Origin of the sequence: Pseudomonas sp. IPO3774 (genome assembly GCF_013386835.1) — a bacterium.
Taxonomy (GTDB): Bacteria; Pseudomonadota; Gammaproteobacteria; order Pseudomonadales; family Pseudomonadaceae; genus Aquipseudomonas.
In genome coordinates, this window is sequence record NZ_JACAQY010000075.1 from 1 (window position 1) to 17,395 (window position 17,395).

15 protein-coding genes are annotated in these 17,395 nt (G+C 62.5%); 9 read left to right on the plus strand and 6 right to left on the minus strand.

Annotated elements, in window-relative coordinates:
- Nucleotides 1-184 precede the first annotated feature (184 nt).
- The 5 genes from urtE to urtA form a co-directional block, all read right to left on the minus strand.
- A complete protein-coding gene (gene urtE / locus HYE77_RS31950; protein ID WP_008430563.1) occupies nt 185-874 on the minus strand; it encodes an urea ABC transporter ATP-binding subunit UrtE in 690 nt (229 codons plus the stop codon).
- A 10-nt stretch (nt 875-884) separates the two neighbouring features.
- Nucleotides 885-1,643: an urea ABC transporter ATP-binding protein UrtD gene (urtD, locus tag HYE77_RS31955; protein WP_087695377.1), complete on the minus strand. Its 759-nt coding sequence runs from the start codon at nt 1,641-1,643 to the stop codon at nt 885-887.
- Nucleotides 1,640-2,800: an urea ABC transporter permease subunit UrtC gene (gene urtC, locus HYE77_RS31960; RefSeq protein ID WP_177042410.1), complete on the minus strand. Its 1,161-nt coding sequence runs from the start codon at nt 2,798-2,800 to the stop codon at nt 1,640-1,642. The genes urtD and urtC overlap by 4 nt, the downstream gene beginning before the upstream one ends.
- A 10-nt stretch (nt 2,801-2,810) precedes the next feature.
- The gene (urtB, locus tag HYE77_RS31965; protein ID WP_003218261.1) at nt 2,811-3,728 is read right to left on the minus strand and encodes an urea ABC transporter permease subunit UrtB; all 918 of its coding nucleotides are present in this window, start codon (nt 3,726-3,728) and stop codon (nt 2,811-2,813) included.
- 196 nt (nt 3,729-3,924) lie between these two features.
- Nucleotides 3,925-5,133: an urea ABC transporter substrate-binding protein gene (urtA, locus tag HYE77_RS31970; protein WP_003218263.1), complete on the minus strand. Its 1,209-nt coding sequence runs from the start codon at nt 5,131-5,133 to the stop codon at nt 3,925-3,927.
- Between the two features lie 354 nt (nt 5,134-5,487).
- Here urtA and HYE77_RS31975 point away from each other — a divergent pair, with 354 nt between their 5' ends.
- Entirely contained in the window at nt 5,488-8,874 is a 3,387-nt protein-coding gene (locus HYE77_RS31975) for an ATP-binding protein (protein WP_177070556.1), read from the plus strand.
- Nucleotides 8,849-9,547, plus strand: a complete 699-nt coding sequence (locus HYE77_RS31980; protein ID WP_008430557.1) for a response regulator — start codon at nt 8,849-8,851, stop codon at nt 9,545-9,547. Before HYE77_RS31975 ends, HYE77_RS31980 begins: the two co-directional genes overlap by 26 nt.
- A 118-nt stretch (nt 9,548-9,665) precedes the next feature.
- Here HYE77_RS31980 and HYE77_RS31985 read toward each other — a convergent pair whose 3' ends face one another.
- Nucleotides 9,666-10,496 carry an IclR family transcriptional regulator gene (locus HYE77_RS31985; RefSeq protein WP_177035855.1) on the minus strand — a complete coding sequence of 277 codons (831 nt, stop codon included), beginning with the start codon at nt 10,494-10,496 and terminating at the stop codon, nt 9,666-9,668.
- A 241-nt stretch (nt 10,497-10,737) separates the two neighbouring features.
- On the opposite strand from HYE77_RS31985, the gene HYE77_RS31990 reads away from it, so the two are divergent.
- The 7 genes from HYE77_RS31990 to HYE77_RS32020 are packed head-to-tail and all read left to right on the plus strand — an operon-like array spanning nt 10,738 to nt 17,186.
- Entirely contained in the window at nt 10,738-11,766 is a 1,029-nt protein-coding gene (locus HYE77_RS31990; RefSeq protein ID WP_177052152.1) for an ABC transporter ATP-binding protein, read from the plus strand.
- Nucleotides 11,763-12,608, plus strand: coding sequence for an ABC transporter permease (locus HYE77_RS31995; protein WP_003218273.1), 846 nt, complete (start codon nt 11,763-11,765; stop codon nt 12,606-12,608). The genes HYE77_RS31990 and HYE77_RS31995 overlap by 4 nt, the downstream gene beginning before the upstream one ends.
- A 4-nt stretch (nt 12,609-12,612) precedes the next feature.
- Nucleotides 12,613-13,407 (plus strand): ABC transporter permease, encoded by a 795-nt coding sequence (locus tag HYE77_RS32000; protein WP_003218275.1) that lies wholly within the window; start codon nt 12,613-12,615, stop codon nt 13,405-13,407.
- Nucleotides 13,407-13,697: a (2Fe-2S)-binding protein gene (locus HYE77_RS32005; RefSeq protein ID WP_003218277.1), complete on the plus strand. Its 291-nt coding sequence runs from the start codon at nt 13,407-13,409 to the stop codon at nt 13,695-13,697. The genes HYE77_RS32000 and HYE77_RS32005 overlap by 1 nt, the downstream gene beginning before the upstream one ends.
- A complete protein-coding gene (locus HYE77_RS32010; protein ID WP_177070558.1) occupies nt 13,694-15,037 on the plus strand; it encodes an NAD(P)/FAD-dependent oxidoreductase in 1,344 nt (447 codons plus the stop codon). The genes HYE77_RS32005 and HYE77_RS32010 overlap by 4 nt, the downstream gene beginning before the upstream one ends.
- Nucleotides 15,034-16,137, plus strand: a complete 1,104-nt coding sequence (locus HYE77_RS32015) for an FAD-binding oxidoreductase (RefSeq protein ID WP_177070560.1) — start codon at nt 15,034-15,036, stop codon at nt 16,135-16,137. Before HYE77_RS32010 ends, HYE77_RS32015 begins: the two co-directional genes overlap by 4 nt.
- 17 nt (nt 16,138-16,154) lie before the next feature.
- On the plus strand, nt 16,155-17,186 hold the full coding sequence (locus HYE77_RS32020; protein ID WP_003218283.1) for an ABC transporter substrate-binding protein: 1,032 nt from the start codon (nt 16,155-16,157) through the stop codon (nt 17,184-17,186).
- Nucleotides 17,187-17,395: the final 209 nt, after the last annotated feature.

Consider the following 17,395-nt stretch of genomic DNA (forward strand, 5'->3'; position numbering starts at 1 on the left):
CATGGATGGCCCATCGCGGCGGCCCGCGGAGCAATGCCGGAGTGAGGGAACGCCGAGCCTAGGCGAGGCGCCGACAGGCGGGGCAGAGCGCTTTGGTTACTTTGCCGCTTTTACAAAGTGACTCGCTGTAAGAGCGAAACCATAAGCCGCCGTTACCCAAATAACGGATATGTACCCAGCCAGGTCAAACCGACAAGTACCGACTGATAGTCGCCTCATCCACCCGATCCCGAGTTTCCTCAATCACAAACCTCCCCTTCTCAATCACCAAAAACCGATCAGCAATTTCCAAAGTAAACGACAACACCTGCTCAGAAACAACAATCGTCAAATCTCGCAAATTGCGAATCTCCTTAAGCGTACGAGCAATGTCCTTGATGATCGAAGGCTGAATCCCCTCAGTCGGCTCATCGAGCAACAACACCTTGGGATTCGTCGCCAACGCCCGGGCAATCGCCAACTGCTGTTGCTGCCCCCCAGACAAATTCCCACCCTTGCGCGAACGCATGTCATACAGCACCGGAAACAGCGCATACAAATCCTCAGGCACCCTGCCCCGGGCCGCCGCCGGCAACCCAGTCTGTATATTCTCCAACACACTCATGCTGGGAAAAATCATCCGCCCCTGCGGCACATAGGCAATCCCCCGCTCCACCCGCTCATGGGTTTCAAGCGCAGACACATCATGCCCATCCACACTGACCTGCCCCTGCCACTGCGGCAAAATACCCATCAGGCTCTTGAACAACGTGGTCTTGCCCATCCCGTTGCGCCCCATCACCGCGACGATCTCACGCTTCGCCACATCCAGCTCCAGGTCGTGAAGAATCTGGCTCTGCCCGTACCCACACGACAGCTTGTCGATCTTGAACATGCCCGACTCCTCAGTGGCCCAAATACACTTCAATGACTTTCGGATTGCTCTGCACCGACTCCATGCTGCCCTCGGCCAGCACCTTGCCCTGATGCAACACCGTGACCTTGTGGGCAATGCTCTTGACGAACTCCATGTCGTGCTCGATCACCAACACCGAGCGCCCCTGGCTGATGCGCTTGAGCAACTCGGCAGTTTGCACCCGCTCGTTGACGCTCATCCCGGCCACCGGCTCGTCGAGCATCAGCAATTCAGGGTCTTGCATCAGCAGCATGCCAATCTCCAGCCACTGCTTTTGCCCGTGGGACAGCAGGTCCGCCTGCTGCTGCAACAAGTCGCCGAGGAAGATTTCCCGCGCCACCTCCTCGACCCGCGCAATCACCTGGGCATTACGCTTGAAAAACAGCGCGCCCCACACCTTGCGCCCAGCCGGATACGACATCTCGAGGTTTTCAAACACCGTGAGGTTTTCGTAGATCGATGGGTTCTGGAACTTGCGCCCTACCCCGGCGCGCACGATGTTGTATTCGCGCATTTTGGTCAGTTCCTGGCCGTCGAACTGGATGCTGCCACTGGTGGCACGGGTCTTGCCGCAGATCAAATCCAGCACCGTGGTTTTGCCGGCGCCGTTGGGCCCGATCACCACCCGCACTTCATTGCGGTCGATATACAGGTTGAGGTTGTCGACAGCCTTGAAGCCATCGAATGACACGGTGAGGCCTTCGATAGCCAACACCGGTTTCTTCATTTCAAAACCGACGGCGGTCATGGCTGTGTCTCCAGGATCTTGGCTTCAGCCTTGGGCTTGATCTTCGCGGGCTCGGCCTTGACCACCGGCTTGCGCCGCAACACTCGGGCCAGGGCCTGGCGACCATGGCTGTCCCACAACCCCGCCAGGCCGTTGGGGAAGTACATGACCACGGCGATAAACAACCCGCCCATCAGGTACAGCCACAGCTCGGGGAAGGATTCGGAAAAGTAGGTCTTGCCATAGTTCACCAGCAACGCGCCATACACCGCGCCCAGCAGTGACATGCGCCCGCCCACCGCGGCAAAGATCACCATCTCGATGGACGGCACGATGCCCACGAACGACGGCGACATAAAGCCCACCTGCAAGGCAAACATCGCCCCGCCAATCGCCGAGAACGCCGCCGCCACGCAGAACACGAAAATCTTGAAACTGGCCACGTCATACCCGGAAAACCGTACCCGCTCTTCCTTGTCGCGCATGGCCATCAACAGCCGGCCCAGCTTCGAGGCGAGGATAAAACGGCCAATGAAGATGCAGCCGAACAACAGCCCGGCGTTGATGAAATACAGGATCATCTTCGCGCCGTCACCGCGCAGGTCCCAGCCCAGCAGGGTCTTGAGGTCAGTAATGCCATTGACACCACCGGTAAGGCCTTGCTGGCCGACGATCAGCACCGTGAGGATCAGCGCAATCGCCTGGGTGACGATGGAGAAATACACATCGCCCACCCGCCGCTTGAACAGCGCCATGCCAATGATGAACGCCAGCAGCACCGGCACCGCAACCACCGCGAACAAGGTAAACGTGAAGCTGTGGAACGGCTGCCAGAGCCACGGCAATTCGGTGATCTGGTTCCAGTCCATGAAGTCCGGGATGCCCGGGGTGGACTGGATCTTGGTGCTGATCGGGTCCGAGGCCTCAAGCTTCAGGAACATCGCCATGCAGTAGCCGCCGACGCCGAAAAACACGCCCTGCCCGAGGCTGAGAATCCCGCCATAGCCCCAGCACAGCACCAGGCCCACCGCGACGAACGCGTAGGTCAGGTACTTGCCGACCATGTTCAGCCGGAAGGCGTCCAGGGTCAGCGGGAACACCACGAGGATCAACAGCGCCAACAGCACGATGCCGATCAGGTTTTGCTGGCCGCCCAGCAGTTTGTCTAGAGCCTTCATCGGTTCGCCTCTACTTGCGCACTTTGATGGAGAACAACCCTTGCGGGCGCAGCATCAGGATCAGGATCACCGACGACAGCGTCAGCACCTTGGCCATCGAGCCACTGAGGAAAAACTCCGACAGCGATTGGGTCTGGGCAATCACGAACGCCGAGGCAATGGTGCCGAACAGGCTTTGCGCGCCGCCGAATACGACGACCAGGAAGGTGTCGACGATGTACTGCGAACCGGCGGTCGGCCCGGTGGAGCCGATGGTGGTGAACGCCGCACCGGCCACGCCCGCCACGCCGCAGCCGAGGGCGAAGGTCATGCGGTCGACCTTGCGCGTGTTGATGCCCACCGCCCGGCTCATCAAGCGGTTCTGCACGGTGGCGCGCACCTGCAAGCCCCAGCGCGAACGGTAGAGCATGACGAAGATCGCCCCGGTCAGCAGCACGGTCAGGCCCATCATGAACAGGCCGTTGCGCGGGATCTCGATGGCGTCGCTGAGGTTCACCGAACCCATCAGCCAGGCCGGCGGTTCGGCACTCACTTCACGGGCGCCGAACACCGAGCGGAAGGTTTGCTGCATCACCAGGGACAAACCCCAGGTGGCGAGCAAAGTGTCCAGGGGCCGCTTGTACAAGCGGCTGATCATCGCCCATTCCACCAGCCAGCCCACGGCGCCGGCGACGAGGAATGAGAGGGCAATGGCAACGAAAAAGTAGTACGGCTGAAAGCCTGGCGCGAAATGCGCGGTAAGGCTGGAACAGACGTAGGTGGTGTAGGCGCCAATGGTCAGGAACTCACCGTGGGCCATGTTGATCACGCCCATCTGGCCGAAGATGATTGCCAGTCCCAATGCCATCAGCAACAGCACGCAGAACACGGACAAGCCGTTGAACCCCTGCATCGCCGCGATGGCTCCAAATTCCGATAGCCATTCCATGATGATGGTCTCCTGAGCGGGAGGTTGAAATGCAATCTGCTTCTGCTTTATGTGGGAGCTGGCTTGTGTGGGAGCGGGCTTGCTCGCGAATACGGTGTGTCAGTACCGGATGCACTCACTGATTCACCGCTTTCGCGAGCAAGCCCGCTCCCACACAAAACCAGTTCCCACATTCAGATCAGCGCCAGACCCGAGGTTATTGATAGCCTTTCGGAAACGGATTCGGCTCGATCAGATCCGACTCGTAGATCACCTTGAACTGGCCATTGGGCTGCACTTCGCCGATGCGCGACTTGCTCCACAGGTGATGGTTTTCGTGGATCTTCACATAGCCTTCCGGCGCGTTTTTCAGCTCGATGCCAGGCGATGCGGCGACGACTTTATCCACGTCGAAACTGCCGGCCTTCTCCACCGCCGCTTTCCACAACCATGGGCCGAGGTAGGCCGCCTGGGTCACGTCGCCAATCACTGCGTCCTTGCCGTACTTGGCCTTGAACGCTTCCACGAAGGCTTTGTTGTTCGGGTTGTCGAGGCTCTGGAAGTACTTCATCGAGGCATAGAAGCCGGCCATGTTTTCGCCGCCGATGCCCAGCAGTTCGTCTTCGGTCACCGACAGGGTCAACAGGGTTTGCTTGGACGCATTCACGCCCGCTGCGTTGAGCTGTTTGTAGAAGGCCACGTTGGAGCCGCCCACCACGGCCGCAAACACCACGTCAGGCTTTTTCAGCTTGACCTTGTTGATCAGCGAACCGAACTGGGTATTGCCCAGCGGGTAGTAGTCTTCGCCGACCACGGTGCCGTGCAGGACGTTTTCAATGTGCTTGCGCGCGATCTTCATCGAGGTGCGCGGCCAGATGTAGTCCGAGCCCACCAGGTAGAAGGTTTTGGCGCCCTTGGTCTTGGCGATCCAGTCGAGGCTGGCAAGGATTTGCTGGGTCGCTTCCTGGCCGGTGTAGATCACGTTTTTCGACTGTTCCAGGCCTTCATAGAAGGTCGGGTAGTAGAGCAGGCCGTTTTCTTTCTCGAAGATCGGCAATACGGCTTTACGTGAAGCGGAGGTCCAGCAGCCGAACACTGCAGCCACCTTGTCGTTCACCAGCAGTTTCTTGGCCTTTTCGGCGAAGGTCGGCCAGTCGGACGCGCCGTCTTCCTGGATCACCTTGATCTGCCGCCCGAGGATCCCGCCCGAGGCGTTGATCTGCTCGATGGCCAGGCGTTCGGCCTGGATCGAACCGGTTTCGGAAATCGCCATGGTGCCGGTGGCCGAGTGCAACTGGCCGACGGTGACTTCGGTAGGCGTCACCGCCAGGCCTTCGTTGTCGGCCATGACGCCATGGCTGAACAGACTCGCCGCCAGCAGTGATAAGGCCAACAACGGTTTGGAGCGGATCAATCGTGATTCCATGGGGCGACTCCTCTGCAATGAGGGGTTCAGCATGGCGGCAGGTGGCCACGGCGGGTATACGCAGCCTGACGTAACGGGGTACGTCATTTGACGTATGCCGTTGCGCACCATTTTCGAGCAGGATCCCGCCCGCCTTGGGAAAGGAAACCCCTGTGGCGAGGGAGCTTGCTCCCGTTGGGCTGCGCAGCGGCCCCAAAACCGGCGACCCGGTTCTGCCTGGAAAAATGAAGTGGTCTTGCTGGGCCTGCTTCGCAGTCCAACGGGAGCAAGCTCCCTCGCCACGAAGAGCGCACCCCGCAGGACTGGGGCACGAATATTGCTGCCATCTCCCCATCCTTGCAGGAGTTCCCCACCGTGCACCCCCTCCCCGGCACCCAGCGCATCGTCAAGATCCGCCGCGACTACAACTCCTGGGTCGCCGACGAGACCATGGAAGACTACGCCCTGCGCTACACCCCGAAGTCCTTCCGCAAATGGTCGGAACTGCGCATCGCCAACACCGCCTTGGGCGCGGTGTCGTTCCTGGCGCTGGAGGCCATCGGCGGCGTATTGGCCTTGAGCTACGGCTTTACCAACACCTTCTGGGCGATCCTCGCCATCAGCCTGGTGATCTTTCTCACCGGCCTGCCCATCAGCTACTACGCCGCCCGCTATGGCGTAGACATGGACCTGCTGACCCGCGGCGCGGGCTTCGGTTACATCGGCTCCACCATCACCTCGCTGATCTACGCCAGCTTCACCTTCCTGTTCTTCGCCCTGGAAGCGGCGATCATGGCTCTGGCCCTGGAGTTGTATTTCCATATCCCGCTGGCCATCGCCTATGTCATCTGTTCACTGCTGGTGATCCCGCTGGTGGCCTACGGCGTAACGCTGATCAGCCGCCTGCAATTGTGGACGCAACCGCTGTGGCTGGTGCTGTTGGTGCTGCCCTATGGCTTCGTGTTGTGGAAAAACCCCGAGGCCTTCAGCGACTGGACCAGCTTTGTCGGCCGCAGCAGCGACGGTGGCGACTTCAATCTGCTGTCGTTCTGCGCCGCCTGCACCGTGGCGCTGTCGCTGGTCACGCAGATCGGCGAACAGGTGGACTACCTGCGCTTCCTTCCGGAAAAAACCAGCGCCAACCGCAAGCGCTGGTGGGCCGCGCTGTTATGCGCCGGGCCCGGCTGGATCGTGCCGGGGGCGTTGAAAATGTTCGCCGGGGCGTTCCTGGCGTTCCTCGCCCTGCAACATGAAATCCCCATGGAGCGCGCCGCCGAGCCAACCCAGATGTACCTCGTCGCGTTCGGCTATGTGTTCTCCTCTCCCGAATGGGCGCTGGGGGCGATGGTGCTGTTCGTGTTCATCTCGCAGATGAAGATCAACCTGACCAACGCCTACGCCGGCTCCCTGGCCTGGTCGAACTTCTTTGCCCGCGTGACCCACAGCCACCCCGGCCGCGTGGTGTGGCTGGTGTTCAACGTCGCCATTGCGCTGATGCTGATGGAGCTCGGCGTGTTCGATGTGATCGAGCAGGTGCTGGGGCTCTACGCGAATATCGCGATTGCCTGGATCGGCACGCTGGTAGCGGACCTGGTAATCAACAAGCCCCTGGGCCTGTCACCCAAGCACATCGAATTCAAGCGTGCGCACCTCTACGACATCAACCCGGTGGGCGTCGGCTCGATGCTGATTGCCTCGCTGCTGTCGATTCTCGCCCACTTCGGCCTGTTCGGCGCCCTGGCCCAGGCTGCGCCACCGTTTGTCGCGCTGGGCACCGCGTTAATCATGGCGCCGCTATTGGCGTGGCTGACCAAGGGCCGCTACTACATTGCGCGCAGCAGCGAGGCGCAATTGATACACCCGCAACCCGGAACCGGCCTGGTGATCTGCGGGCTGTGCAGCAACCCGTTCGAGACCGCCGACATGGCGTTCTGCCCGGCCTACAGCACGCCGATCTGCTCGCTCTGTTGCTCACTGGATGCGCGTTGCGGCGACCGTTGCAAACCCCACGCACGCCTGGCCAGCCAGTTCGAAGGGGTGTTGCGCTGGTTGCTGCCGACGACGTTGGTACCGCGCCTGCATACGCGGCTGGCGCATTACCTCGGATTGTTGATGGCGCTGGTGCTGATGCTCGCCGGGGCGCTGGCGCTGATCTACATGCAGGCGGCCCAGGGTTTGCCCCATTCGCAAACCTTGTACCAGGCGTTTTTCAAGGCGTTCCTCACGCTCTCGGTGCTAGCCGCCGTACTCGCCTGGTGGGTAGTACTCACCCGCGAAAGCCGGCGGGTGGCCCAGGAAGAATCCGACCGGCAAACCTCGCTGCTGATGCAGGAGATCGCCGCCCACAGCCTCACCGACCAGGCCCTGCAACAGGCCAAGGAAGCCTCGGAAGCAGCGAACGCGGCCAAGAGTCGCTACGTCACCGGGCTGTCCCACGAGCTGCGCACGCCGCTCAACAGCATCCTTGGCTTCACCCAGATCCTGCAGCGCGACAGTGCCATGCCCGAACAGCATCAGGACGCCCTGGCGACCATCCTGCGCAGCGGCTCGCACCTGCTGTCGCTGATCGACGGCCTGCTGGACGTGGCGAAGATCGAGGCCGGCAAGCTGCGCCTGGAACTCACCGAAATCCCCTTCCCGGAACTGATCCACGACCTGGAACAAATGTTCACCCCCCAGGCCGAAGACAAGGGCCTGCGCTTTCGCCTGGACTGCGTGGGCAAGATCCCTGCTGTGGTGCGTGGTGATGAAAAACGCGTGCGGCAGATCCTGATCAACCTGCTGGGCAACGCGATCAACTTCACCGACAGCGGCGAGGTGCGCCTGCGGGTCAGCTACATGCGCGAGACCGCCAACTTCGAAATCATCGACACCGGCATCGGGATTGACCCCGAACAGATCGAGCGGATTTTCCAGCCGTTTGAACGCGGCGACCTGATACGCCAGGACAACGGCGTGGGTCTGGGCCTGACCATCACACGCATGCTGACCTCGTTGATGGGCGGCGAATTGCGGGTGGTCAGCGAGCTGGACAAGGGCACCTGCTTCCAGGTACGGCTGTTCCTGTCCCAGGTCCGCGTGCCGCAAGCGGTGGTGCATGTGGAGCACGACATCATCGGCTACCACGGCGAACGACGGCGCATCCTGGTGGTGGATGACCACGTGGACCATCGCAAGGTGCTCAGCGGCATGCTCACGCCCCTGGGCTTCGAGGTGTCCCAGGCCAGCAACGGCCAGGAGGCGATCCGCCAGGTGGCGCTGCTGTCGCCGGACCTGATCCTGATGGACCTGTCGATGCCGACCATGGACGGCTGGGCCACCAGCCGGATGATCCGGCGTAATGCGCTGTCTGCCGCGCCGATTATCATCATCTCCGCCAACGCCTTCACTGACGACCGCGAACGCAGCATCGCCGGCGCCTGCAACGACTACCTGGCCAAGCCGGTGCGTACCCCTGAACTGCTCGGACGCCTGCAACTGCACCTGGACTTGCAATGGCTGCGCCGTCGCACACCCCTCGCCGCGCCGGTCGCGACCCAAGGCGCGCTACCCAGCGCAGAAGAACTCGCGGTGCTCGCCGAACTGAGCGCCATTGGCTATGTGCGTGGTTTGCATGAAAAGCTCGACGCCATCGTGCTGGACAGCCCAGGTACCGCACCGTTCATCAACAAGCTCCGGGCCTTGCTGAAAAGCTTTCGCCTGGAAGAACTCAACCGCATCCTGAAGGAGGCCGAAGATGAATGCCTTGACCCACAGCGCTGAGCCCGGCGTGGTGCTGATTGTCGACGACACCCCGGACAACCTGGCCATGCTCTCCGACGCCCTGGACGACGCCGGCTACATGGTGCTGGTGGCGCTGGACGGCCTCAGCGCGCTGAACCGCGTGCAACGCCGGCGCCCGGATTTGATCCTGCTGGACGCGGTGATGCCCGGGCTGGACGGCTTTGAAACCTGCCGCCGGCTCAAGGCACAACCGGCCAGCGCGGATATTCCGGTGGTGTTCATGACTGGGCTGACCGACAGCAAGCATGTGGTGCAGGGGTTCGAGGTGGGCGGCAGCGATTACGTGACCAAGCCGATCCAGACCGATGAAGTGCTGGCGCGGGTGGCGGCGCATTTGCGTACGTCGCGGATTTTGCTGTCGGCGCGGGCGGCGACACAGCCGAGCGTGATCACCCTGGAGGATGAGCCGGCGCACAAGCTATTGTCGGCGCGGTTTCAACTGACGGAGCGGGAGGTGGAAGTGCTGCGTTGGGTGGCGTGTGGCAAGACCAATCGGGATATTGGCGACATTCTTGGGTTGAGTCCGAGGACGGTGAACAAGCATCTGGAGCATGTGTATGTGAAGCTGGGAGTGGAGACGCGCACGGCGGCGACTTCGGTGGCGATGGCGGCGATGAGTCCAACCCGGATCCCACAGATGGCCACGGTCTAAAATGTGGGAGCGGGCTTGCTCGCGAATGCGGTGTGTCAGTCACCAAATTTTTTACTGATACACCGCATTCGCGAGCAAGCCCGCTCCCACATTTGATCTGTGTCGTTACTGGTATTACCTACCCACCGAAGATCTGCGAAGGCCGGCGCAACGTCGGATCAAACGGGTTGATCTTCGGCCCGATCGCCGCCGCCTCGCGCTTCAACAACTCCACCACCGTCGGCAGCCGCCCCGGCCCCAGCCGGTCGCTGATGGTCGCCACACTCAACGCCGCCACCGCATGCCCATTGCGATCCAGGATCGGCACCGCCAACCCGGCCATGCCTTCCAGCACCCCGGTATTGCGCGCCGCATACCCCAACCGCCGCACACTCTCCACCTCCGAACGCAAAAACACCTCGTCGTACAGGTGAAAATCCTTGAGCCGCGGCAAGTTGTAGCGGATCACCGTCTCGCGCTCTTCCTCCGGCAAAAACGCCAAAATCGCCAGGCTGCCCTGCCCCACGCCCAGCGCCACGCGGCCGCCGATATCACCGGTAAAGGTACGGATCGGATACGGCCCTTCACTGCGGTCCAGGCAGATCGCATCAAACCCGCTGCGCGCCAGCAGGAACAATGAATCCCCCAACGACGCACTGAGGCGCAACATGCTCGGCCGCACCAGGTCCCGCAGGTTGCCGGTGTTGCCCGCATTCGCCGCCAGTGCGAAGAACTCCAGGCTCAGCCGATAGCGCTTGCTGCGCGCATCCTGCTCCACCATGCCCTCGTCCATCAGGCTGCGCAGCAGTCGGTGGGTGGTCGGTTGCGACAGCCCCACCTGCTGCGCCAGTTGCGTCACCCGTTCACCACCGTCCGGCGCCGCGCCGAGGATGCGCAGTAATGCAAACAACCGGGAGACGCCACCGGCGCCGACTTCTTTGACACTTTTATTCCGCTCAGTGGAATCCATAAGCCGATATCTCACACTAAATTCTGGTCAGTGAATGAAACCGAAAAAAGTACTCTATCCAGTGAAATTCCATCTTCCGCCATCCTAGTCTTTCGCCCTAATCTGCGTCCACAGGGGCGAAATGAACAACTCACGGCAGCCGACTCAAGATCGAGCGCCAACGCACCCGCAACACCCTTTTCGCATCTGCCCAAAACAAAAAAGCGCGTTTCGACGCGACTCAAAAAGGTGGAACGCAGACATGGCTTTTCTCCAACTCAACGCCTTGAGCAAACGCTACGGCGCCGTCGACGCGGTGGTCGCCACTGATCTTGCGGTGGAAAAAGGCGAATTCGTGTCCCTGCTCGGCCCCTCGGGCTGCGGCAAGACCACCACCTTGCAAATGATCGCCGGCTTCGTCGACGTCACCGGTGGCCAGATCGTCCTCGACGGTCGCGACATCACCCACGCCAAACCCGCCAGCCGCGGCCTGGGCGTGGTGTTCCAGAGCTACGCGCTGTTCCCCCACATGAGCGTGCGCGACAACGTCGCCTTCGGCCTGAAGATGCGCAAGGTGCCTGCCACTGAGATCGCAAGCAGAGTCAAGACCGTGCTGGAACTGGTGCGCCTGGCGCCCCACGCCGAGCGCTACCCGCGGGAACTGTCCGGCGGCCAGCGCCAGCGCGTGGCCCTGGCCCGCGCCCTGGTGATCGAGCCGCCGGTGTTGCTGCTGGACGAGCCCCTCTCCAACCTCGACGCCAACCTGCGCGAAGAGATGCAGTTCGAGATCCGTCGCATCCAGTGTGAAGTCGGGATCACCACCCTGATGGTCACCCACGACCAGGCCGAAGCGCTGTCCATCAGCGACCGGGTAGTAGTGATGCAGGCCGGGCGCGTGACGCAAATCGACGCGCCGTACAAACTCTATGAACACCCGCGCACGCGCTTCATCTCGGACTTTGTCGGCAAGGCCAACCTGCTGGCGGGCGATTTCGATCAACTCGGCGCGCCGCAAGTGCGCTTCGAGCCGGGCAACGGCGAGCTGACCCTGAGCCTGCGCCCGGAAAAGATCGACCTGGTGGCCGCCGGCTCGGGTCGCCTGCAAGGCAGGATCCTCGACAGCTACTTCTTCGGCAGCCAATGGCTGTATCGCATCAAGACCGAGATCGGCGAGCTGACCGTGGTCCGCCGCAATGACGGCAGCGCGCCATTGGCTTGCGGCGCTGCAGTGGGCCTGGACTGGGAGTCGAACCTGTTGCGGGTGCTGGCAGCGGATGAGGTGCGCGCATGAGCCGTGGCTACCTGTTGTCGTTGCCGGCGCTGGTGTTGTTTTTCGGGCTGCTGATCCTGCCCCTGGGCCTGACACTGGTGCTGTCGTTCAACGTGTTCGACTATCAGGTAGGGGTGAAGGCCGATGAGTGGACCTTCGCCCACTACCTGTCGCTGTTCAGCGATTCGTACTTCTACGAGATCTTCTGGCGCACCTTCTGGATCAGTGCCCTGGTGACCTTGCTCTGCGTGGTGATCGGCGTGCCCGAGGCCTACATCCTCAGCCGCATGGGCACGCCATGGCGCTCGATCTTCCTGATCCTGATCCTCACCCCGCTGTTGATTTCGGTGGTGGTGCGGGCCTTCGGCTGGAGCCTGCTGCTGGGTGCCGATGGCCTGGTGAACCAGGTGATCCAGGCCCTGGGCGGCAAGCCGGTGAAGCTGCTGTACACCTCGTTCGCCGTGATCATCGCACTGGTACACGTGATGCTGCCGTTCATGATCATCCCGGTGTGGACCTCCCTGCAGAAGCTCGACCCGTCGGCGGAACAGGCGGCGCTGTCCCTGGGTGCCAGCCAGGCCACGGTGATGCGCAAGATCGTGTTGCCGCAGGTGATGCCCGGTGTGCTGTCCGGCACCCTGATCGTGTTCGGTCTGGCTGCCAGCTCCTTCGCGATCCCCGGCCTGCTGGGCGGACGCCGCCTGAAGATGGTCGCCACGGTGGTCTACGACCAATACCTCTCGGAACTCAACTGGCCCATGGGCGCGACCATCGCGGTGGTGCTGCTGTTGGTCAACTTGCTGATCATGCTGAGCTGGAACCGCATGGTCGAAGGCCGCTACAAAAAGTCCCTGGGAGTATAAGACGATGTCCAGAAACGGTCCTTTGGCCCTGGGCTTTCACGGCCTGGTGGTGCTGTTCATGATGGCGCCGCTGGTGGTGGTGTGCCTGGTGGCCTTCACCCCGGAAAACACCTTGAGCCTGCCCACTTCGGGCTTCTCCCTGCGCTGGTTTCATGCGGTGTTCGAGCGCGCGGACTTTATCCAGGCGTTCTACAACAGCCTGGTCCTGGCGTTCGTTGCCGCCACCCTGGCGACGTTGATCGCGGTACCGGCGGCGCTGGCAATCAGTCGCTACCAGTTCCCCGGCCGTAACTTCTTCAGTGCGCTGTTCCTCTCGCCGATCATCATCCCGCACCTGGTGCTGGGGGTGGCGATGCTGCGGCTGTTCGCAATGATGGGCGTCAACGGCAGCTTCACCTGGTTGATGCTGGCCCACGTGGTGATCATCACGCCTTACGTATTGCGCCTGGTATTGGCGGCCGCCATCGGCATTGACCGCAGCGCCGAGCAGGCTGCCGAATCCCTCGGCGCCAGCCGCTTCACCCTGTTTCGCCAGATCACCTTGCCGATGATTCTGCCCGGCGTGGCCGGCGGCTGGTTGCTGGCGTTCATCAACAGTTTCGATGAAGTGACCCTGTCGATCTTTGTCAGCTCGCCGGCCACCCAGACCTTGCCGGTGCGCATGTACGTGTACGCCACCGAATCCATCGACCCGATGATGGCGGCCGTGTCGGCGCTGGTGATCGGGTTGACGGCGGCGGCAATGATTCTGCTGGACCGGGTCTACGGCCTGGATCGCGTGTTGGTAGGGAAACATTGATGGCACTGTTCAAACGACTGGCGGAAACCGAGCGGCCCAGCCTGGCGTTCACCCTCGATGGGCAGCCTGCCACGGGCCTGCTCGGGGACACCTTGCTGACTGCCGTACTGACCTGCGCCGAGCACCTGCGGGGCAGTGATTTCAGCGCCGAACGCCGCGCCGGTTTCTGCCTGATGGGAGCTTGCCAGGATTGCTGGGTACGCCTGGAGGATGGTCGGCGAGTGCGCGCCTGTTCGACCTTGCTGGAAGACGGCCAGGCGATTCGCCGTGACCCGGGGCGCCAGGCATGAAGAGCGTGGTGATAGTGGGCGCAGGCCCGGCGGGCATTACCGCAGCCCGGACCTTGCTGGTCCATGGCGTAACCCCGGTGTTGGTGGACGAGAGCCTGCGCGGTGGCGGCCAGATCTATCGGCGCCAGCCGGCGAACTTCCAGCGCTCGGCCAAGCAGCTGTATGGGTTTGAAGCGGGCAAGGCGACAGCGCTGCATCGCACCATGGATGAGCTGGCCACCCGGATCGACTACCGGCCGGAAACCCTGGTGTGGAATGCGGAAAATGGCCGCCTGGACATGCTCAACAACGGCCACGCCGAAAGCATCGAATACGCGCAGATCATCGTCGCCACGGGCGCCACCGACCGCATCCTGCCCGTGCCGGGCTGGACGCTGCCCGGTGTGTACAGCCTGGGCGCGGCGCAAATCGCGCTGAAGTATCAAGGCTGCGCCATCGGCGAGCGCGTGGCGTTCTGCGGCAGCGGGCCGTTGCTGTACCTGGTGGCGTATCAGTACGCCAAGGCCGGGGCCAAGGTGGTGGCGGTGCTCGACAGCGCGCCGTTCAGCGCCCAATGCCGCGCCCTGCCGGCATTGCTCGGCCAGCCGGCGACCCTGGCCAAGGGTTTGTACTACCGCGCCTGGCTAACGGCCCACGGCATCCCGGTGCATCAAGGGGCAACGTTGTCGCGGATTGAGGGCGAGCAACGAGTGACGGGCATCCACTGGGACCAGCAGGAAATCGCCTGTGATGCCGTGGCCTTCGCCCATGCCCTGCGCAGCGAGACCCAACTGGCGGATTTGCTTGGGTGTGAATTTGCCTGGAATGCATTGAACCGCGCCTGGTTGCCCCAGCGAGATGCGGCCGGGCGTAGCAGTGTCGCGGGCGTGTATCTGGCTGGCGACGGTGCAGGAATCATGGGCGCCGACGCGGCGCAAATGGCCGGCGAGCGAGCGGCATTGGCCTTGCTCGAAGACAGCGGTGTTGCCATGGACCACCGTCGCGGGCCCGTGCTGGAACAACAACTGGCAGGTATCCAGCGCTTTCGCCACGGCCTGGAAACCGCCTTCCCCTTCCCGGAAAACTGGGCCGCTGAAGCTCCGGACGAACTGATCCTGTGCCGCTGTGAAGAAGTCAGCGTCGGCGAAGTACGCGCGGTGGTGGACGAAGGCCACTGGGAAGTGAACCGGGTCAAGGCCCATTGCCGGGTTGGCATGGGTCGCTGCCAGGGCCGGATGTGCGGGCTGGCGGCGGCGGAAATCGTTGCCCAGCGCAGTGGCCGCGAGATTGAAAACGTTGGCCGCCTGCGTGGCCAGGCACCGATCAAACCCTTGCCGTTTGGCGTGGAGGTGCAGCCATGATCGACAGTGAAGTGATCGTGTTGGGTGGCGGGATTGTCGGGGCCTCGGCGGCTTTGATGCTGGCGCAGAAAGGTCGCCGCGTGGTGCTGTTGGAGCGGGACTTTTGTGGCTCGCACTCCAGCGGAGTGAACTATGGCGGCGTGCGGCGCCAGGGGCGGCCATTGCACCAACTGCCGCTATCGCAGCGTGCCCATGAGCTGTGGTCCGACTTGCCGGGGCTGATTGGCATCGACGGCGAATACGTGCGCTCCGGGCATTTGAAACTGGCCCGCAGTCAGGAAGACTTTGCAGCTCTGCAGGCTTACGCCGACGCCACTCGAGGCTTTGGCCTGGGACTGCAAATGCTGGATCACGCTCAACTGCGCGCCCGGTTCCCGTGGGTGGGTGATGTGGCAGTCGGCGCGTCGTTATGCCCCGAAGACGGCCACGCCAATCCGCGCCTGGTCTCCCCCGCCTTTGCCCGCGCGGCGCAACGCCACGGTGCTCGGGTGATGGAGCAAACCGAAGTCACCCATCTTGAACATGACGGCCAGCGGTTTCAGTTGCGCTGTGCCAATGGGCTGCAGCTGCAAGCCCCCTGGCTGCTGAACTGCGCCGGCGCCTGGGCCGGCACCGTGGCCACGCACTTTGGCGAGCCGGTGCCGATGACCTCGGCGCACCCGGCGATGCTCGTGACCGAGCCGTTGCCGGTGGTGATGGACGTGAGCACCGGGGTGGAAGGCGGCGGGATTTATGCGCGGCAAGTCGCCCGGGGCAATTGCATCCTCGGTGGCGGGCGCGGCTTTGCCCTGGGCCCGCAACAAGCCCGCCCGGGCCAGGCGGCGGTGCTGGAGATTCTGCGCAATGCCGGCGAGTTGTACCCGTTCCTCAAGGGTGCCCAGGCGATCCGTACCTGGAGCGGCACCGAAGGTTATCTGCCCGACCACGAACCGGTGATCGGCGACAGCAGCACCCAACCCGGCCTGCTCCACGGTTTCGGCTTTGCCGGCGCCGGGTTCCAGCTCGGCCCTGCGGTCGGTGAAGCCCTGGCAGAGATCGTCTGCACGGGGGCCAGCCGGCAGCCCATCGAAGCATTTTCCATCCGTCGTTTCCAAGCCTGAGAGGAAGATTCATGCACATGATCAAACGTACTGCGCTGTCTTGCCTGTCCCTCGCCCTGTTGAGCACGGCGGCCCACGCCGCACCGACGCTGTACCTGGGCATGAACGGCGGCACCATGGAGCGGGTCTACGCCGACAAGGTGCTGCCCGCGTTCGAAAAGGCCAACAACGTCAAGGTGGTGATCGTGCCGGGCACCTCGTCGGACATCCTGGCCAAGGTGCAGGCCAACAAGGACAACCCGCAGATGCACGTGATGTTCCTCGACGACGGCATCATGTACCGCGCGATTTCCATGGGGTTGTGCGAGAAGCTCACGCCCAATCCGACCCTGGATCAGATTCCGGCCAAGGCGAAGATCAAGGAAGAAGCGGTTGCGGTGACGCTCGGGGTGACCGGGTTGGGCTACAACGCCAAGATGTTCAAGGAAAAGGGCTGGGCGCCGCCGACGTCGTGGATGGACCTGGCCGACCCGCGCTTCAAGGACAAGGTGGTGTTCCAGTCGTTGGCCTCGTCCACATTTGGGTTGCACGGGTTCCTCATGTTCAACCGGATTCAGGGGGGCAGCGAGACCAACGTGGAGCCGGGGTTCAAGGCCTGGCCGAAAACGGTTGGGCCGAATGTGCTGGAGTACATCGCCAGCTCGGCGAAGATTTCCGAGATGGTGCAGACGGATGAGGCGGCGATCTTTCCGCTGACGCCGACGCAGGTGACCACGCAGCAGTTGTTGGGTGTGCCGATGGAGTATGCGCAGCCGAAGGAAGGCGCGGTGGTGTTGAACGTGGCGGAGTGTGTGATTGCGCGGAATGACCAGCCGGAGTTGGCGCAGAAACTGGCGCAGTTCTTGTTGACCGCAGAGGCTCAGGCGCCGGCTTTGGAACTGGGGGATCAGATTCCTTCGAATCCTACGACGCCGACTACCGACAAAACCCGGGCGCGGGTGGAGGCGATGAACAGTTATTTGCAGACGGCGATTTCGATTGATTGGGATCAGGTGAACCAGGCGCGGCCCGAGTGGAATGCGCGGTGGAGTCGGTCGATTGAGCGGTAGGCTTTGGGGGTGAATATCCATTATTTGGGTGATGGCTTAAATGGGTTCCGCTCTTACAGCGGGTCACTTTTGAAAGGAGCCCAAAAGTAACCAAAAGGCTCTTGCCCCACCACTCGGCACCTCGCCTAGGCTCGGTGTGCCCTCACTCCGGCTTTGGACCGTGGGCCGCCGTCATGGGCCATCCTTGGCCCAGGACGGCTAACCCGGCC

Coding starts and splice junctions, on each gene's coding strand:
- urtE (WP_008430563.1), bottom strand. CDS start 874: ATGTTCAAGATCGACAAGCTGTCGTGTGGGTACGGGCAGAGCCAGATT.
- urtD (WP_087695377.1), bottom strand. CDS start 1,643: ATGACCGCCGTCGGTTTTGAAATGAAGAAACCGGTGTTGGCTATCGAA.
- urtC (WP_177042410.1), bottom strand. CDS start 2,800: ATGAAGGCTCTAGACAAACTGCTGGGCGGCCAGCAAAACCTGATCGGC.
- urtB (WP_003218261.1), bottom strand. CDS start 3,728: ATGGAATGGCTATCGGAATTTGGAGCCATCGCGGCGATGCAGGGGTTC.
- urtA (WP_003218263.1), bottom strand. CDS start 5,133: ATGGAATCACGATTGATCCGCTCCAAACCGTTGTTGGCCTTATCACTG.
- HYE77_RS31980 (WP_008430557.1), top strand. CDS start 8,849: ATGAATGCCTTGACCCACAGCGCTGAGCCCGGCGTGGTGCTGATTGTC.
- HYE77_RS31985 (WP_177035855.1), bottom strand. CDS start 10,496: ATGGATTCCACTGAGCGGAATAAAAGTGTCAAAGAAGTCGGCGCCGGT.
- HYE77_RS31990 (WP_177052152.1), top strand. CDS start 10,738: ATGGCTTTTCTCCAACTCAACGCCTTGAGCAAACGCTACGGCGCCGTC.
- HYE77_RS31995 (WP_003218273.1), top strand. CDS start 11,763: ATGAGCCGTGGCTACCTGTTGTCGTTGCCGGCGCTGGTGTTGTTTTTC.
- HYE77_RS32000 (WP_003218275.1), top strand. CDS start 12,613: ATGTCCAGAAACGGTCCTTTGGCCCTGGGCTTTCACGGCCTGGTGGTG.
- HYE77_RS32005 (WP_003218277.1), top strand. CDS start 13,407: ATGGCACTGTTCAAACGACTGGCGGAAACCGAGCGGCCCAGCCTGGCG.
- HYE77_RS32010 (WP_177070558.1), top strand. CDS start 13,694: ATGAAGAGCGTGGTGATAGTGGGCGCAGGCCCGGCGGGCATTACCGCA.
- HYE77_RS32015 (WP_177070560.1), top strand. CDS start 15,034: ATGATCGACAGTGAAGTGATCGTGTTGGGTGGCGGGATTGTCGGGGCC.
- HYE77_RS32020 (WP_003218283.1), top strand. CDS start 16,155: ATGATCAAACGTACTGCGCTGTCTTGCCTGTCCCTCGCCCTGTTGAGC.